Source organism: Aeromicrobium sp. Root495 (genome assembly GCF_001426755.1).
Lineage (GTDB): Bacteria > Actinomycetota > Actinomycetes > Propionibacteriales > Nocardioidaceae > Aeromicrobium.
Genome location: NZ_LMFJ01000003.1, coordinates 48,306 through 64,272, shown reverse-complemented (window position 1 = coordinate 64,272; position 15,967 = coordinate 48,306). Strand labels below are relative to the sequence as shown.

At 65.7% G+C, this 15,967-nt stretch carries 20 protein-coding genes; 8 read left to right on the top strand and 12 right to left on the bottom strand.

Going from position 1 to position 15,967, the window contains the following annotated elements:
* The first annotated feature begins 60 nt into the window (after positions 1-60).
* Positions 61-408 carry an ArsR/SmtB family transcription factor gene (locus tag ASD11_RS17385; RefSeq protein ID WP_056290668.1) on the top strand — a complete coding sequence of 116 codons (348 nt, stop codon included), beginning with the start codon at positions 61-63 and terminating at the stop codon, positions 406-408.
* Here the strand turns inward: ASD11_RS17385 and ASD11_RS17380 are convergent.
* Positions 405-818 (bottom strand): arsenate reductase ArsC, encoded by a 414-nt coding sequence (locus ASD11_RS17380; protein WP_056290665.1) that lies wholly within the window; start codon positions 816-818, stop codon positions 405-407. The two genes, ASD11_RS17385 and ASD11_RS17380, sit on opposite strands and share 4 nt — an antisense overlap.
* Positions 811-1,557, bottom strand: a complete 747-nt coding sequence (locus ASD11_RS17375) for an aquaporin (protein ID WP_235503401.1) — start codon at positions 1,555-1,557, stop codon at positions 811-813. Before ASD11_RS17375 ends, ASD11_RS17380 begins: the two co-directional genes overlap by 8 nt.
* Positions 1,558-1,602: 45 nt before the next feature.
* On the opposite strand from ASD11_RS17375, the gene ASD11_RS17370 reads away from it, so the two are divergent.
* A complete protein-coding gene (locus ASD11_RS17370; RefSeq protein ID WP_056290660.1) occupies positions 1,603-2,274 on the top strand; it encodes an arsenate reductase/protein-tyrosine-phosphatase family protein in 672 nt (223 codons plus the stop codon).
* Positions 2,275-2,316: 42 nt separating this feature from the next.
* Here the strand turns inward: ASD11_RS17370 and ASD11_RS17365 are convergent, their stop codons facing one another.
* Complete coding sequence (locus ASD11_RS17365) at positions 2,317-3,180, bottom strand: alpha/beta fold hydrolase (RefSeq protein WP_056290657.1); 864 nt, start codon at positions 3,178-3,180, stop codon at positions 2,317-2,319.
* Between ASD11_RS17365 and ASD11_RS18970 the strand changes: the two genes are divergently transcribed.
* Positions 3,137-3,601: a MerR family transcriptional regulator gene (locus tag ASD11_RS18970; RefSeq protein ID WP_442854203.1), complete on the top strand. Its 465-nt coding sequence runs from the start codon at positions 3,137-3,139 to the stop codon at positions 3,599-3,601. The two genes, ASD11_RS17365 and ASD11_RS18970, sit on opposite strands and share 44 nt — an antisense overlap.
* A gap of 456 nt (positions 3,602-4,057) precedes the next feature.
* Here the strand turns inward: ASD11_RS18970 and ASD11_RS18585 are convergent, their stop codons facing one another.
* The 5 genes from ASD11_RS18585 to ASD11_RS17335 form a co-directional block, all read right to left on the bottom strand.
* A complete protein-coding gene (locus ASD11_RS18585) occupies positions 4,058-5,515 on the bottom strand; it encodes an ankyrin repeat domain-containing protein (RefSeq protein WP_200940208.1) in 1,458 nt (485 codons plus the stop codon).
* A gap of 76 nt (positions 5,516-5,591) precedes the next feature.
* Complete coding sequence (locus ASD11_RS17350; protein WP_056290794.1) at positions 5,592-6,242, bottom strand: DsbA family protein; 651 nt, start codon at positions 6,240-6,242, stop codon at positions 5,592-5,594.
* A gap of 34 nt (positions 6,243-6,276) precedes the next feature.
* Positions 6,277-7,188: a cation diffusion facilitator family transporter gene (locus tag ASD11_RS17345; RefSeq protein ID WP_056290650.1), complete on the bottom strand. Its 912-nt coding sequence runs from the start codon at positions 7,186-7,188 to the stop codon at positions 6,277-6,279.
* The gene (locus ASD11_RS17340; protein ID WP_056290648.1) at positions 7,188-7,910 is read right to left on the bottom strand and encodes a cation diffusion facilitator family transporter; all 723 of its coding nucleotides are present in this window, start codon (positions 7,908-7,910) and stop codon (positions 7,188-7,190) included. The genes ASD11_RS17345 and ASD11_RS17340 overlap by 1 nt, the downstream gene beginning before the upstream one ends.
* Positions 7,903-8,262 (bottom strand): ArsR/SmtB family transcription factor, encoded by a 360-nt coding sequence (locus ASD11_RS17335; protein ID WP_056290791.1) that lies wholly within the window; start codon positions 8,260-8,262, stop codon positions 7,903-7,905. The genes ASD11_RS17340 and ASD11_RS17335 overlap by 8 nt, the downstream gene beginning before the upstream one ends.
* Positions 8,263-8,951: 689 nt before the next feature.
* Here ASD11_RS17335 and ASD11_RS17330 point away from each other — a divergent pair.
* The 4 genes from ASD11_RS17330 to ASD11_RS17315 all read left to right on the top strand — a co-directional run bounded on the left by ASD11_RS17330 (position 8,952) and on the right by ASD11_RS17315 (position 11,667).
* Complete coding sequence (locus ASD11_RS17330) at positions 8,952-9,449, top strand: DUF305 domain-containing protein (RefSeq protein ID WP_056290645.1); 498 nt, start codon at positions 8,952-8,954, stop codon at positions 9,447-9,449.
* A gap of 86 nt (positions 9,450-9,535) precedes the next feature.
* Complete coding sequence (locus ASD11_RS17325) at positions 9,536-10,135, top strand: TlpA family protein disulfide reductase (RefSeq protein ID WP_162246515.1); 600 nt, start codon at positions 9,536-9,538, stop codon at positions 10,133-10,135.
* Complete coding sequence (locus tag ASD11_RS17320; RefSeq protein ID WP_056290634.1) at positions 10,128-10,874, top strand: cytochrome c biogenesis CcdA family protein; 747 nt, start codon at positions 10,128-10,130, stop codon at positions 10,872-10,874. The genes ASD11_RS17325 and ASD11_RS17320 overlap by 8 nt, the downstream gene beginning before the upstream one ends.
* 262 nt (positions 10,875-11,136) lie before the next feature.
* A complete protein-coding gene (locus ASD11_RS17315) occupies positions 11,137-11,667 on the top strand; it encodes a copper resistance CopC family protein (RefSeq protein WP_162246514.1) in 531 nt (176 codons plus the stop codon).
* A 686-nt stretch (positions 11,668-12,353) separates the two neighbouring features.
* Here ASD11_RS17315 and ASD11_RS17940 read toward each other — a convergent pair.
* The 4 genes from ASD11_RS17940 to ASD11_RS17300 all read right to left on the bottom strand — a co-directional run bounded on the left by ASD11_RS17940 (position 12,354) and on the right by ASD11_RS17300 (position 15,075).
* Positions 12,354-13,049 (bottom strand): DUF3152 domain-containing protein, encoded by a 696-nt coding sequence (locus ASD11_RS17940; protein WP_235503399.1) that lies wholly within the window; start codon positions 13,047-13,049, stop codon positions 12,354-12,356.
* 59 nt (positions 13,050-13,108) lie between these two features.
* A complete protein-coding gene (locus ASD11_RS17310) occupies positions 13,109-13,963 on the bottom strand; it encodes a WD40/YVTN/BNR-like repeat-containing protein (protein WP_156464874.1) in 855 nt (284 codons plus the stop codon).
* A gap of 68 nt (positions 13,964-14,031) precedes the next feature.
* On the bottom strand, positions 14,032-14,595 hold the full coding sequence (locus tag ASD11_RS17305; protein ID WP_056290623.1) for a DUF305 domain-containing protein: 564 nt from the start codon (positions 14,593-14,595) through the stop codon (positions 14,032-14,034).
* An 87-nt stretch (positions 14,596-14,682) separates the two neighbouring features.
* Positions 14,683-15,075, bottom strand: a complete 393-nt coding sequence (locus ASD11_RS17300) for a hypothetical protein (RefSeq protein ID WP_056290621.1) — start codon at positions 15,073-15,075, stop codon at positions 14,683-14,685.
* 203 nt (positions 15,076-15,278) lie between these two features.
* Here ASD11_RS17300 and ASD11_RS17295 point away from each other — a divergent pair, with 203 nt between their 5' ends.
* Complete coding sequence (locus ASD11_RS17295) at positions 15,279-15,938, top strand: DUF4396 domain-containing protein (protein WP_235503398.1); 660 nt, start codon at positions 15,279-15,281, stop codon at positions 15,936-15,938.
* Positions 15,939-15,967: the final 29 nt, after the last annotated feature.

The following is a 15,967-nucleotide window of genomic DNA, read 5'->3' as shown; positions in this document are numbered from 1 at the left end:
CTTCGATGGAAGCCTCCCCCAATCATCGACGATTGTCAATGAAAGGTCTAGACTGGCGGCATGCCTCACGCCCTCCCGGTCCTGGACACGGCCGCTGCCTCCTGCTGCTCGCCCATCACCGGCGGCGTGATTGCCGACCACGATGCCGCAGCCCTGGCCGCGAAGTTCAAGGCGATGGGCGATCCCACCCGGGTCAAGCTGCTGTCAATGGTGGCGGCGTCGGGAGGCGGCGAGGCCTGCGTCTGCGACCTCAACGAGTCGCTCGACCTCAGCCAGGGAACGGTGAGCCACCACCTCGGCCTCCTCGTGAAGGCCGGGCTGCTGACGCGCACCAAGCGAGGCACGTGGTCGTACTACGCGCTCGTGCCGGGGGCCTTGCCTGCGTTGGCCGAGACGCTCCAGGTCTAGCGGGCGTCGGCCGACTCGAGCGAGGCGATGAGCGCCTCGATCCGGACCTTGATCTCGTCGCGGATCGGGCGGACGGCGTCGATGCCCTGACCCGCCGGGTCCTCGAGCACCCAGTCCTCGTAGCGCTTGCCTGGGAAGTAGGGGCACTCGTCGCCGCAGCCCATCGTGATGACGACGTCGGAGGCGATGACGGCGTCGTCGGTGAGCTTCTTGGGCTGCTCGCCCGCGATGTCGATGCCGACCTCGGCCATGGCCTCCACGGCGACGGGGTTGACCTGGTGGCCGGGCATGGAGCCCGCGGACAGGACGTCGACACGGTCCCCGGCGAGTGCGGTCAGGAAGCCTGCGGCCATCTGGGAGCGGCCGGCGTTGTGGACGCAGACGAACAGGACGCTGGGGCGGTCAGACATGCGTTTCTCCCTGGTGGGGTCGCGGTGAGGCCGCGACCGGGTAGAGGAACAGGACGAGGGCGGTGCCGACGACGGCACCGACGAGCTGGGCGACGACGAACGCCGGTGCCGAGCTGGGGGCGATCCCGGCGAAGGTGTCGGAGAACATCCGGCCGACCGTCACCGCCGGGTTGGCGAACGACGTGGAGCTGGTGAACCAGTAGGCCGCGCCGATGTAGGCCCCGACGGCAGGCGCCGCGAGGGCTGCGCGGTCGGTGCGCACGAGCGAGAAGATGAGCAGCACGAGGCCCGCCGTCGCGACGACCTCGCCGAGCAGGTGGCCGCCACTTGCACGCTCGTTGCTCGCGAAGCTCGTGCCGACGTCGAACATCGCGTTGGCGAGCATCGACCCGCAGATCGCTCCGGCCACCTGCGCCGCGAGGTAGGGCGCGATGTGCGAGGCGCTGAAGCCCTCGGGGTCGCGCCGGGACGTGAACCAGTCGACGGCCGTCACGACGGGGTTGAAGTGCGCTCCCGACACCGGACCCAGCATGAGGATCAGGGCCGCCAGCCCGAAGACCGTCGCCATGCTGTTCTCGAGCAGCTGCAGGCCGACGTCGTCGGGCGAGAGATCGGCCGCGGCGATCCCGGAGCCGACGACCACCGCGACCAGAAGGCCTGTGCCGAGGAACTCCGCCAGGACGCGCCGCGACAGCGAGTGGGGCGCGTGTGGCTCGGGTCCGGCAGGAGTCTGCTTCACGGCGCTATCTTGACGGCTGGACATGGCTCAGTCAAACTCGACTCAATGAACGTTGAGAGAAATACCGTCCTGGCCGCGCGCGCAGCACGACATGCTGCGCTCGCGGACATCGGCCGACTCCAGGTGCTCGACGCCCTGGCCCTGAGCGACCGCTCCCCCAGCGAGCTGCAGGCGATCACGGGGCTCCCCTCCAACTTGATGGCACACCACCTCAAGGTGCTGGAGGCGGCGGGCGTCGTCGCTCGGCGACGTTCCGAGGGCGACCGGCGCCGCACCTACATCACCCTGAGCGACGAGACGGCGCTCGACGACGTGGGTCCCAGCCTCTCGGCCGAGCGAGTGCTCTTCGTCTGCTCGGCCAACTCGGCTCGCTCGCAGCTCGCGGCCGCCCTGTGGGCCCAGCTCAGCGACGTTCCCGTGGGATCTGCCGGCACCCACCCAGCCGAGACGATCTCCGCAGGCGCCCGCGAGGTCGCCGCCCGGAAGGACCTCGACCTCGTCAGCGAGAGCCCCCGCCTCTTCGCCGCGTCGCGGACGTCCGACGACCTGGTGGTCGCCGTGTGCGACAACGCCTACGAGGAGCTCGGGAACGTCGTCGACGTCCACTGGTCCGTTCCCGACCCGGTCCGCGTCGGTGGTCAGGGCGCCTTCGACGACGCCTTCGACGAGATCCGCCGCCGCGTCGTCACCTTGGCGCCGCGCCTCCTCGCGTCCTGAGCGTCGATTCGGACCCTGGCCGAGAGGACAGGTGGGGAGGTCTCAACGTCCTGCGCCGACGTGCCGCAACCACGTCACGATGTCGTCGGTCAGGAGCTCGCTCGCCTCGACCGGCACCAGGTGCCCTGCTTCGGGGATCGTGAACACGTCCACCGGGCCCGGCAGGAGCTCGGCGAGTCGAGCGGCCTGCGCCACCGGGATCCACGGGTCACGCTCGCCCCAGCCGATGCGGACAGGGCATCGGACGCGACCGAGGTTCTCCACGATCGGCCTCGTGTGGGCGGGGACGAGCTCCGCCATCTGCCGGTAGAAGCCTCGCTGCCCCTCCGGCGTGCACCAAGGACGCGACAGCTCCTCGATCCATCCCGCCGGGAGGTGGCCATGGCTGGCGCCGGCGACGTACTCCCGCACCAGCGCCGCGTGAAGATTCGCCGGCAGTGCAGCGAACACGTCCTGGTGCTGGGCAACGAGCCGGAAGAACGGCGATCCCCAGGGATCGAGAGTCACGACGTCGAGCAGGTAGAGCGATGCCATGGGGACCGACTCCAACAGATGGGCCCCCAGGGCCACCGCGCCGCCGATGTCATGGGCTACGACGTCAGGACCGGTCAGCTCCCAGTGCTCGAGAAGGAGACCGAGACGCTGGCGCTGGGTCTCGAGATCGACCCTCGGAGCCCGTGACCCGATCGACGCGCCGTACCCGGGCATGTCCCACAGGAACACCCGTCGCTCGGTCGCGAGGCGTCTGGCCACGGGCGCCCAGACCGCCGAGGACCACGGCGTTCCATGGCACAGGACCACGTCCCCACGCGGCTCCCGGTCTGGCGGCTCGATGACATAGGTGGCCACGCACGCTCCGTCGATGTCGACGTGCCGGGGCGGCGGGAGATCGATGGGGTCGAGCATGCGATCCACGCTAGAACCTCAGGTCGACCTGAGGTCAAGATGCCATCATGGAGGGGTGAAGATCGGAGTCGTGGCCGCCAGGACCGGGGTTGCCGTCCACGTCCTGCGCCACTGGGAGGACGAGGGAGTGGTCGTCCCCGATCGGACCGCCGCAGGGCACCGCGACTACACCGAGGAGCACGTCAGTCGGCTCCGGATCGTTCGATCCTGTCAGCGCGTCGGCCTCAGCCTGGCGTCGATCCGACTGATCCTCCACCGCGACGAGGCTGGACGGACCGAGGTGATCGAGCGACACCTCCAGCACGTCCGGAACCAGAAGAACGAGCTCGATGCGGCCGAGGCGTTCCTGACTCACGTCCTCACGTGCCGGCACGACCTCATGAGCCGTTGCGACAGCTGCTCGGCCTACGCCGCTGGATGAGTACATGCTGGGGTCGGCTCTTCGCGGGTACGGCAAGGTTCGGAGGACAGGGGACTCCGTCGCTCGTTCCTCGCTCCTCCCCGAATCCACTCTGCTGCATCACGTGCCAAGGCCCCCCAGCAAAGAACGCTGGGGGGCCTTGGCACGTGGCGGAGGATAGGGGATTCGAACCCCTGAGAGCTTTCACTCAACCCGCTTTCCAACTGCGGGACGGAACAGTTGGTGATGATTGGAAGTCTGCGGTTGCAGTGGATCACGGGTCTCGGGGCTCTTCGACGAACGGTGGTGAACGAGCCCAACTGAGACTAAAACTGAGACTAAAAGGCAGGACGCCGAGGATTCGGTCTGCGGCTTTGCGCCAGCGAGATGGCCTTCCAGACCGCGACTGCGTGGCGGTTGTTCGGGTTGTCCAGAAGTGGACGGCTGGCCTTCCGGACTTCGCTGCCTGAGCTTAGGTCACTCAGTCGCGGACGGCGCTCCTTGACTGAGCAGCCACTCGACGACGTCGTCAGCGCCAGATCGTCGTGCCGCTTCGAAAGGCGTGAGGTCGTCGTAGCCGACCCAGGTCACGTCCGCGCCTCGGTCGAGAAGGATCTTGGCCGTTGCGAGCTGCCCGCCATGGCAGGCGCCCCACAGGGCGCTGGCGAGGTCCGCCTCACTGTGCGCGCCGGCAAGATGGTGCTCAACTCGGGCCTCCAAACCCAGGGCCGCGGCCTCGAACAGGTTCGTGCTCGCACCGCGTTCGAGGAGCAAGTGGGCGGCTTCCCACTGACCGAACGCGGTCGCGTCGGCCATCGGGGTGCCGTCTGCGATGACTGCCCCCGGCGCGTCGATGTCGGCTCCCGCGTCGAGCAGCGCATTGATGGCCTCGAGGTCACCGCTGCTCGCTGCCCAGTGGAGGGGCGTCTCTGCATGGTCACCGACATATGCGGCGCTCGGATCGGCGCCGGCCCTGACGAGTGCGGCGACGACCTCCCCGACCCGGGGGTGGTGACCGGGCCAGTCCGTCGCGACGTGCAGGAACGTGCGACCCTCGTGGCGTGGTAGCCGTGCGGACGCGAGGTCAGGATCTCCCTGCAAGAGGCGCCGTAGCTCTGCGAGATCCCCCGAACGTATAGCCGCAATGGCCGCCTCATGTGGGGGGGTGTCGACCAGGGCATCGACGATCCACTGGTCTGGCGGCGTGCCTCGCATGCCCGCGGGCGTGGGATAGACACGGCACTGGAGGGCGTACCTGTCGGGGTTCTCGCTGCCGACTGAGGGATCCACGTCTCGGCCATTGACTCGGAGGGTGGGCGACCCGAGGAACTTCATCCGAAGCGCCTCCTCATGCCCCTCGACAGGGACCAGCGTGACGGGCAGGTCGATGCCGAGCGATCCGAGGAGGGACTCAAGGTGGGGTAGAAAGGTCTCGTGGTTGGGGCACCCTTGGAAGTAAAGAAGCTCGATCAGCGGAGGCTGGTCAAGCTCGCGGATCTCCGCGATCAGTCCGTCACGCACCGTGAGTCTGACGGTCAAGGCGTCCGGATAGATGTCGGGATCGGCTGATCTAACGCCGAGTGCGATGAGCAGCCTGAGGTCAGAATGGCTCTCCTCCCGCGCGGCCGTCGAGTCGTCCGCCCCGGTGTCGGCGTGCGCATGGTCTTCAGGAGATGCATCCAGGATGCTCAGCGCGACCCCCGCAGTGCGAAGACCTTGATAGTGATCGCCCGCCTCGTCCCGACCATGGCACTCGTTCCCTCCGTGCTCGCCACCCCAGCGGACATCTTCAGCGAGCAAAGCAGTGAAAGCTTCTCTGGTGCCGTCGATCAGTGCGGCGCGAAGGACAGCGACGAACGCGTCGGCACGTCGCCCTTGGTCACTCAGGCCTGGCTCCATGGCGGCCACCCTTCCATGCGCGCGCAGGATGTTCACCAGCAATACCAGTCTTCATCGGTGGCTCAAACCATTCCAGGCCTGCTAGAAATCAGAACCGACCCACCCGTCGTCCCTATTCGGCCAGCGCACCGTCGATGGCTTCGATGAATTCCTCGGTCGTGGACGGTGCGAGCCTCTGGCCGTTGAGGTAGAACGTCGGGGTGCCTGAGACACCTAGACGCCTGCCGTCTGCGACATCCCTCTCGATCCGCGCTGCCACGTCAGGGCTTGCGACGTCGGCGTCGTAGCGTGCCATGTCGAGCCCGAGGTCCTGGGCGAACTGGCGGAACAGGGCCGCCTTGGAGTCCTGGGACTCCCCCCACTCGGCCTGGGTGTCGTACATCTTCTTGTACATGGCTTCGAGCTTGCCTTGACGCGCGGCCGATTCCACGGCATAGGCGGCGTTGTTCGCGTTGGTGTGACTCGGAATGGGGAAGTACCGCAGCACGAAGGTGACCCTGCCCTCGTAGCGTTGGCGCAGCTGCTCGACGAAGGGGTAGGCGGCGCGGCAGGCCTCGCACTCGAAGTCGAGGAACTCCACCAGCGTCACCTTCCCGTCCTCAGCCGTGTCAAGCCTGTGGCTTTCGGCGCGCACGCTGACGTCTCGACGTTCGGAGGCGTCGGCAGGGGCTGGCGCGGTGAGGTTCTCGTAAGCGAAGACTCCTCCGAACAGGGTCACTGCGATGACTCCGAAGATGATGGCGATCTTTGTCTGTCGGGTCATGGTCCTCACCGGTCGTCTCTTTCTCGGTCGTGGTTCACCAGTCGATCTCGTGGCACTCGGGCGCAGCGGAGCGCTCGACCTGCAGGGTGGCGTGCTCGATGCCGTAGGTGTCCTTGAGGGTGGAACGGGCCTGCTCGAGGACCTGGGGGAACTGGTCGGTGTCTTCGGCGACCAAGTGGGCTGTGGCGACGTTCATGCCCGACGTGAGCACCCAGATGTGGAGGTCATGAACATCAGTGATTCCTGGGATTGCGGCAAGGTCCTCGGCCACGGCATCGATTGACATGCCTTCGGGGACGTGCTGGCCGAGGACAGCTAGCACCTGTCGCCCGAGCATGACTGCGCGGACCGCGACGAAGGCTCCGATGGCGAGCGCGACGACGGTGTCCCACCACACCTGTCCGGTGGTCGCGATGAGGATGCCCGCGAAGACGACACCGACGGATCCTGCTGTATCTGCGACGACCTCGAAGTAGGCGCCCTTGACGTTCAGGCTCTCTTTGGACCCAGCTCGCAGGAGGAGCATGACAATGATGTTGACGACCAGCCCGATGCCACCCACGACGACCATCGGGCCGGACGAGACGTCGGGGTCGCTGCCGATACGGCTGAGGGCCTCGATGACGACGTAGGCCGAGACGCCGAGCATGAGCAGGACCGTGAGACCGGATGCGAAGACCTCAGCGCGGTAGGACCCGAAGGTCCGGCGGCCGGTCTTGTCCTGGCGGGTGGCGATCTTGGTCGCGGCCAGCGCGGCACCGAGGGCCACGACGTCCGCTGCCATGTGGCCGGCGTCGGAGATCAACGCCAGCGAATCGGCGAGCAGGCCGTAGACGAGCTCGACGACGAAGAACGTGGCGATGAGCCCGAACGCGACAGCCAGCTTCCCGCGGTAGCGCGAGCCGGCGTGGCCGGCCGGCGGGCCGTGGCTGTGTCCTGTTCCCATCAGCGCGCCTCGTCGATGGTGAGGCTCTGGACCTGGAGCACGTCTGACGGTGCACAGCAGTCGTCCTGGCAGTCGCTGCAGCCGCAGCCATCGTCGGTCTTCTGACTGATCGGCGAGCAGCAGCCATCGCCCCGCCACGCCTCCAGACCCTCGCGTGCAGCGACTGCAGCGATGACGAGTCCGGCGATCGGGTCGGCCCAGGACCAACCGAGCGTCGCGTTCAGCACCAGCCCGACCAGCAGCACCGCGGACAGATACGTGCACAGCAGCGTCTGGGTGCCGTCGGCGTAGACAGCGTTGGACCCCAGCGCCCGACCGGTGCGGCGCTGCGCGTAGGAGATGAAGGGCATCACGACCAGCGACACTGCGGCCAGCACGATGCCGACCGTCGAGGCGTCAGCGTCCGAGCCGACCACCAGGGAGCGGACCGACTCGAACCCGACGTAGGCCGCCAGGGCGAAGAACGAGAACGCGAGCAGTCGAAGCGCCTGACGCTCTCGCGACTCTGGGATCCGGTGGGAGAACTGCCACAAGATGATCAAGCCGCTCGACACCTCGACGACGGAGTCGAGACCGAAGCCGACCAGCGCCACCGACCCGGCCACGATCCCCGCAGTGACGGCGATGATGGCCTCGATGACGTTGTAGGTCACCGACAGTCCTGCAAGCATCTTGGCGCGACGGCCGAGTCGCTGCTTGGCCGCCTGGTCGAGATTATTCATGGGTGCTCATTCCGTGGTTGGGGCACAGCGTGACGGCGAACCCGGTGAGATCCAGCAGCGTCTCGGCTGCGGACAGCAGCTGGGCGGTCGCTTCAGGGTGAGTGACGCTGAAGATCGACGCGCGACCCTGGGGACGGGACGTGACCAGTCCGCAGTCCCGCAAGCAAGCCAGGTGCTTGGACACGGTCGACTGGGCCAAGCCCAGGTGGTCGGTGAGCTCGACCACTCGGTGCTCACCTAGAAGCAGGTGCTGAAGTATCACCAGACGTGAGCGGTCGCTGAATCCGTGGAACAAGCACGCGGCCGCCGTCATCGGATCTTCCGCAGGAAGATCGACCGTATCTAATATCATCGTCACTAGGCGATGGTATCCTCAGACGATGCTGCTAGCAAGAGCGTGACGGCGACTTCGCCCCTCAGCGAACTTCGACATCAACAATCTACTACGATCCGTAGTACTCTACGGGATGGGTTCTAGGTCACGATGGCCTTCCCGGGTTTGGAAAGGCAGTACGGCATCTCTCCCTTCGCTAGTCTGGCGCCGATGAAGGCCCTCAGGCGTTTCCGCGCACGCCGCCACGTGGCGCGTGTCGTGGTGGGCGTCTTAGCGGCACTCATCATGCTCGCGATGCACGAAAGTGTCGCGGGCGCTTCGCCCTCAGACTTAAGCGACGCACCTCCGACCTCCAGCGCTGCGGGTGTACTGGGGGGTACGGAGGACCGAGATATCGCTCCGGCAGATCCCGGAGGCTGGCCGGCAGGTGAGTGCGGTCTGGCGGTCCTGTGCATCGCGGCGCTGGGAAGTTTGGGCGCGCTGATACTTCTCTCCGTCCGCCGTCGCCTCGCCCTTCTGTGGTCCGCTCCCCGAGCTGGTCGAGGCGCGCACGAGAGCGCGCGGGCACGGCCGCTCTCCCTGTCGTTTCCACAGCGCAGCCTTGTCCTGAGGTGCTGACGGGCCGTCGCTGAAGCGACGGCCTGATCCACGTGCACCTCCCACCTAGGACAACCATGCGTATGACAAAACTGTCTGCGGCAACCCTTGTGGCTACGACCACCTTCTCGATCACGGGTTGCTCCGGCACCGGCTCCATCCGCGACACCTACAACACGGCCGACGTCAGGTTTGCCAAGAATCTCATCAGCGCGCAGCAGCGCACGCTGACGCTCATGGAACTAGCCCGAGTCCGAACCCAGGACCGCGGCTCCCTCGGTTCCATTGCCGGCGCAGAAGCTGAGGCGCGCGCGCAGATCAAGATGGTCGCGGGTTACATCAAGGCCTGGGGTGAATCCCCCAATTCCACGACCCTTCGGCACGCAGCCGAGGTAGACGATCCTCTGCTTCGCGGCAAGGAGGAAGTCACCGCGCTGCGCTCGTTGGACGGAGCGAGCTTCGATCGAGCGCTGGAGTTGACGATCGCCGCCCATAAACGCGAGCGCATCGCCCGCGCCCGAAGCCAGGTTGAGGACGGCTACGACCAGCTCATGCTCAGCCTGGCTCGCAGCGTCCTTGCGGCTCCGGGAGAACAGTTCCCGCCATGATTCGCATGCGCCGGTCCAGACGAGGACACCTGCCCCGCCCGCCAACCGACATCAGCAAAGCGCGACTTCCAGAACGGGAAGAACCTATGGTCACGATCACTCGCATACGCGGTCTTCGACCGCTCAGATCCACCGCCAGCGCCGCGCTCGCACTCATGCTCACCACGGGCTGCGGCGGCGGCGCACCCACGCCGAATGACGGCGGCCCCATCCAGGGAGAGGGGGGAATCACCCGGCTGCAGCCCACGGAACGCGGCAAACCCGTGGAGATCAAGGGCTTGGACCTCGATGGGAAGCCGCTGTCGTCGAAGCAGTGGAGCGGCAAGGTCGTTGTGGTGAACGTCTGGGGGTCGTGGTGCCCTCCGTGCCGGATCGAACAACCCATCCTCAGCCGACTTGCCACCGAGATGAAGCCTCGCGGCGTGGAGTTCCTGGGCATCGCCATTCGTGAGAGCGCGGCGAATGCCAGGGCGTTCACAACGGCTCGGAAGGTTCCGTACCCCAGCATCGGTGAAGGCGATTCGGCCATCCTGGCGTTCGCGGATTCCCTGCCGGCCGTCGCCGTTCCCACCACCTACGTCCTTGATCGCCAGGGCCGCGTGGCCACCCGGCTCCTCGACCGCGCCACGTATTCAACCCTCAGGGGCCTCATCGAGGACGTTGTCAGCGAGGCCAACGGTGGGTGACTGGTTCGCGGCCAGCGCCGCCTCCGGGACCTTGCTGCTTGCCGTGCCGGTCGCGGTGGTCGCGGGGCTCGTGTCCTTCTTCTCCCCATGCCTGCTGCCCCTGCTCCCCGGCTACCTTTCATACGTCAGCGGGCTCAGCGGCGCCGACCTCCAGGCCAGACATCGGGGAAGGGTGCTTGCCGGCGCAGCATTGTTCGTGGCCGGGTTCAGCGCCGTCTTCATCTCCTACGGCGCCCTGTTCGGCGCGATCGGGTTCAAGCTTCTGGTACACCAGAGCACCGTGAACCTGGTCCTCGGGATCCTGACGATCGCGATGGGTCTGGTGTTCATGGGATACGTCCCGTTCGCACAGCGTGAGCTTCGCATCAACGCGGTTCCGAGAATTGGTGTCGCAGCGGCTCCCGTTCTGGGCATCCTCTTCGGGGTCGGCTGGACGCCCTGCTTGGGGCCCACGCTGGCCGTCGTCCTCAGCCTCTCGACCACAGCCGCCGACGCCGGACGCGGCTCCTTGCTGACGTTCTTCTACTGCGCCGGGCTGGGACTGCCCTTCATCCTGGCGGCCGTCGCCTACCGCAGAATGCTCGGCACCATCACCTGGGTGCGGGCACACGCCCACATCATCACCCGCGTTGGAGGACTGCTCATGGTCGCGGTCGGAGTCCTGCTGGTCACGGGGCTCTGGTTGGAACTCATCAGCCAGCTTCAGCAGCTCACCCTCAACTACGTCGCACCGGTCTGACCCGGTCACCGTGTCTTCGCGACATATCCGAGCCGGGCCGAACCGAGCGCCCGCGTCCATCGGAGATAACCCGACGAACAAGCGCGGCCAAGGACCACCCGAACGAGCAGAACGGACTGACATGACCCATTTGACTACTAGAGAAACCGATTACTTGTGGGCTGCGAGGACGCTCACTGAGTCAAGGTCTCGACGGCTCCCAGTGATCACAGGGAGCCACGGACGGCCAGCGCCGGCGAGAGCCTTGGCCTGCCTTCTGCTCTTGGCGGCCTTCGTCCTCTGGCCGTCCTCGTCCGCGGTCGCCCACGCCGAGAAGGTCGGTTCGAGTCCGCGCGACGGCGCGACCGTGAACTCGCCCCTGCGTGAGGTCTCGGTCGACCTAAACGAGGACGTCCGAGAGCCTGCTTACGTCGTGGTGACGGACTCATCAGGTAAACGCGTCAATAGCGAGACAGCTTCGGTCAGTGGCAAGCGCGTCACGAGCAGGATCGAAGCCGGGATGGAGCCTGGCGAGTACACGATGAGCTACCGGATCGTGTCGGTCGACGCACACCCAGTCAGTGGCAGCCTCCGCTTTACAGTCTCGTCGAGCGGCGCGACCGAAGCGCCAGCTGCGCCGCAGCCCTCGAACACGCAGACCAGTCCCTCAGCGGGACTGCCCAGCAGCCAGGTTCCGATACCGGACTCCAATAGGTTCGATGGCGCTTACGTCGTCGTCATCTTCTTCTTCGTCGCGATGCTTGTACTCGTCGGCATCCTCCGCGCTGGCCTGAAGTCCAGAGAGGGTGAATAGAGCCTTCGGGTTGGCAGCGCTTTGACTCGGACTGCCGAACCCGCCGCCGCGTCACCACCCCCGGACCGGGCTCGAGGTGAAGATCTCAAAGGACCTCGGCTCGGTCATCGACGTGCACTGGTCAATCCCCGACCCGGTACGGGTCGGTCGCGCTCAAGCCTTCGACGACGTCTTCGACGACCTCGATCGGCGGATCGCGGAGTTGGCACCGCTAGTCTCCTCGCCCTGAGCAGCCACCTCCTGGACAGGACACTTCACGGACCGCGAGTGTCCGTCCCAGGGATGCGATGACTTGAAATCGTGGGCGGCCTTCGCTCTTGCTGCGTCGAGAGTGAAGCGGGCAGTTCTCGAGCCGGTTCGTGCCTTGACGTCAGCGCATTTTCCGGAAACTCCTGGGAGCCCGTCCGGCCCTTGTCTGCCACTGTTGCATTGGAGTGATTTTACCGATGTCACGGAGGCGTCGATGATGTCCACTCCGGGTCCTCGATACGGGCTCGGGTCTTTCGGGACGGATTCGGCCGCCGGCCAGAGCAGGGATCACTCCCATGCAGTGACATCGACCAGCGCGGCGACAACGCCGGTCAGCGTCGCTACCAGTCGAGGACGAGGTAGGTCGGCGCCGCGGCCAAGTGTGAGTTCATGCGTCTTCCTCGGTTCGTTTCGACTGGAGGTCCGTCGACGGGTATTCAGTAGGGCCACGGGTTCGTCAAGCATCCCTGCAGACCTAGGGTTTGTTGCAGCATGACGGGTGCTTTCGCGCCTGCTAAGGGGCATGCGGCGTGAGGCAGGCCCAGGCTGTGGCCTACTTCGTGGTTGATGACGTACAGCCGGTAGCTGGCGAGATCGTCGTCGTAGGACCGCGCACCCAACGTCCATCGTTTGGCGTTGATGACGACGTCGTTGCCGTTGCGACATGACACCTCGCCCCCGGTCTGGAGAGGTGCGCACAGCTCGTCAGTGGTGCCCGGGGTCGCAAGCACTATCCGAAGAGCTGCAGAGGGCTCGCGCCTGAAGGCGTATCGACCCCGGGCTGTCCAACCACGCGGATGAGCCAGGGTCCGGTCGACCGCTGCGGCGAAAGCAGCTGTACCGATCGGGATGGTTTCCTCAACCTCGACTCGGTACGTCACGAGGTTTCCGCGTCCGACGGTCTGCGTGCTGCCCTTTGCTTTGACGAACAGTCCCGGCCCGTTCTCCGGGACCAGCAAAGTTCGGCTCGGCTTCGTCGCCGCGCTAACGACCGCCCGAGCTCGCGGCGTCGGCAATGGCTGCAGGGTTGCTTTCACCATGGACGACGTCTCGACAACTGCACTCCCTGGCGATTCCGATCCGGCTGCGGCTATCACCAGTGCAGTGATGGCGGTGACCACGATGCTCAGCATGCCCAACACGGATGCGCGAAGAAGTCGCGGTCGCTCCTGCCGATGACGAGCGGGCGGAGTCATCTGTTTCTCGAGATCAGCTGCTGCCAACTGCTTCCGCCGTCCACGCTGGAGTAGACACCCCACTCGGTCGCGGCGAGCCATGTGTCAGACCGGACGTTCAGGGCCTCCGGCACGCCCGGCAACGAGGAGAGTCGAGTCCACGATCGAGCGTCCTGGTTGGCAGAGAAGACCCGGCCGCTCTCGTCGATTCCGACGACGTCCCCTTGAGTGGTCCGATCGATGAACGTCAGTTGAGGCGCCCCCGACACAGGACGCAGTCGCGGCGAGCCGGCGACATTCAGCCGCAACAGCTCTCCCGCCTGAGTGGTGACCAAGACCTGGTCGACCTGCTCGGGATTGGTCGCGATGTCGATGAGATCGGCCCCCCGGAGCACCGTCGACCACGACCGGCGGTCGGTGGTCCGCATCAGTCGTCCGTCGGACCCGTAGGCGTAGAGGAGCGGACCCGCCGTGTCGATGGCGTGGAAGTCGGATCGGCCGCCGAGCGCCACAGGCCGCCAGGACTTCGCACGATCGGTCGATCGAATCAGGCCAAGCGGGTTCGGGGTGTCTTCGTCGACGGCGGGGTGTCCGCTCGCCAGGAAGTCATCAGCTTTCACGATGGTGAAGGCCATGGTGTCTTGGAACCTGTTGGCGATGAGAGCCGGCTTTTGCCCTGGCTTCAGTCGGTAGACGCCGGTATGGGTGGCGAGATAGATAAGTTGATCTGCTGGGTTTTGCGCGATTCCGTGGACGTGACCCATCGGCACTGCTGGTTGCGCTGGTGTGGGCGCGTCCGATGAGCTGCAACCAGCGGTGAGGGCGGCTGCCAGAAGAAGCGGCCCGAAGATTGGCGTGACGAATTTCTGCACGATCGATTCCTTGCTAGGCGAAAGCCCGGCCGCTCAGCAGTGCTGAGCGGCCGGACTGGACTTCTTGGTCAAGATCGCAGGAGCGTCTGCATCTCGGAGATCTCCGAGGCCTGGTCCTTTTGAATCTTTTTCGCCAGATCGACAGCTTCCGGGGACTTGCCGTCGGTCTCCTCGGTTTCAGCCATCGTGATGGCGCCCTTGTGATGGGCGATCATCATCGTGAGGAAGGCTTCGTCGAATGCCGCACCGGACGAGGACTCAAGGGCCTTCATGTCCTCGTCGCTCATCATCCCGGGCATGTCCATGTCGGATGACGACCCGTGATCCATTCCCTCCATGCCACCGCTCTCGCTCGGCACCTTCTTGTCCCAGGACTTGAGCCAGTCAGTCATGGACTTGATCTCAGGTCCTTGCGCTGCGGTGATCCTCTTAGCCAGCGAGAGGACCTTTTCGTTGGTGGTGCGTCCGTCGGCGAATCCTGCCATCTCAGTGGCCTGACGGTGATGCGGGATCATCTCTTGGGCGAACGTGACGTCCGCCTCATTGAAGTCGGCAGCGGCCGACGAGTCGTCACTGTTCGAGCAGGCGGTCAGGACTGCTGCCGCCACGGCGACAAGGGTCGCCACTTTCATTCGCGTACGCACGAGCTGTTCTCCTTGGGGTCTGTTGACAGGGTTCTCTTCGAGGCGCGACCGTGAGGTACGCGCTAGAGCTGCCTGTCAGCAGCGGATCACAGTGGTGCGTTGTCGCGTGGTCATGTCCTCGAACGCATCACGCAGTGCTCCCAGTCGGACCGATGTCGGAGGGGGGCGCTGCCACAGCACCCACCTCGACGCCCCCCGGCGCCAACCGATCAAGGCGACGAAGGAGACCAGCAACGCCAGGCACACCGCCAGGAGGCCGCTGCAGTCGGACATGCCGCCCTCGTCGCCGTGACCCATCGGATCATCACCCTGGTCGCTAGCTGCCATGGCTGATTGCATATGGTCTCCATGCACTGCAGCAGAGCTCATGTTCATCGACGCGTCGTGCTCGCTGTTCGAGACCGGCTCGAGCAGGAGGCTGTGCATGAACACGACCCCCAGGATCAAGGCAGCAGCCAGCAACGCCATCGGCCCCACGGGGCCTGAAGGCGCTGTTCGGCGCGCACCTGGGCTCAACATCAACCTCATCCTACGGAACTCATGCGCCGCCTGGTCCGATCAGGACCCGTGAGCACGCGTCTGACATTTCCAACCACAGTTAAAGTATATACCCCAGGGGGGTATAGTCCAGAGGAGAATCGTCCCGTGACGGCAACCCCAGGAGGTCCGCGATGAACGAGCACCACACTCACCACGACATGCACCACGAAGATCACGGTGCGCTGGGCCACCACGACCACGGCGGGGGACTGAAATCGATGGCAGCCAGCGCAACGCTGCACTGCCTCACTGGGTGTGCGATCGGCGAGATCATCGGCCTCATGATCGGTACCGCTGCGGGCCTCTCGAACGGCGTCACGATCGCGATGTCGATCGGACTCGCTTTCGTGTTCGGGTACACCCTGTCGACACTTCCGCTGCTGAAAGCGGGCCTGGGGGCCGGTGCCGCCCTCAGTGTGGTCCTGGCTGCTGACACGCTCTCGATCGCGACCATGGAAGTCGTCGACAATCTCGTCATGGCGATCATCCCCGGCGCGATGGACGCTGGCCTCGTCAACGTCCTGTTCTGGATCGGCATGATGATCGCCCTGACGGTGGCGTTCTTCGCCGCATACCCAGTGAATCGGCACCTGCTCCAGCGCGGCAAGGGGCACGCACTGACGCACGAGTACCACGCAGCGCCGGCCGCGACCTCGGGTTTACGACGCCTCATCCCCTCCATCCCTACCGGCGCACTAGTCGCGGCGATCGTTGCCTTCATGCTGGGTGGTCTCGTCGTTGCTACCGCCGACGATCTGGCCGATACGAGCACGAACTCTCATTCCAGGTGACGTCTTCTGCACGACTGATGCCACGTTCG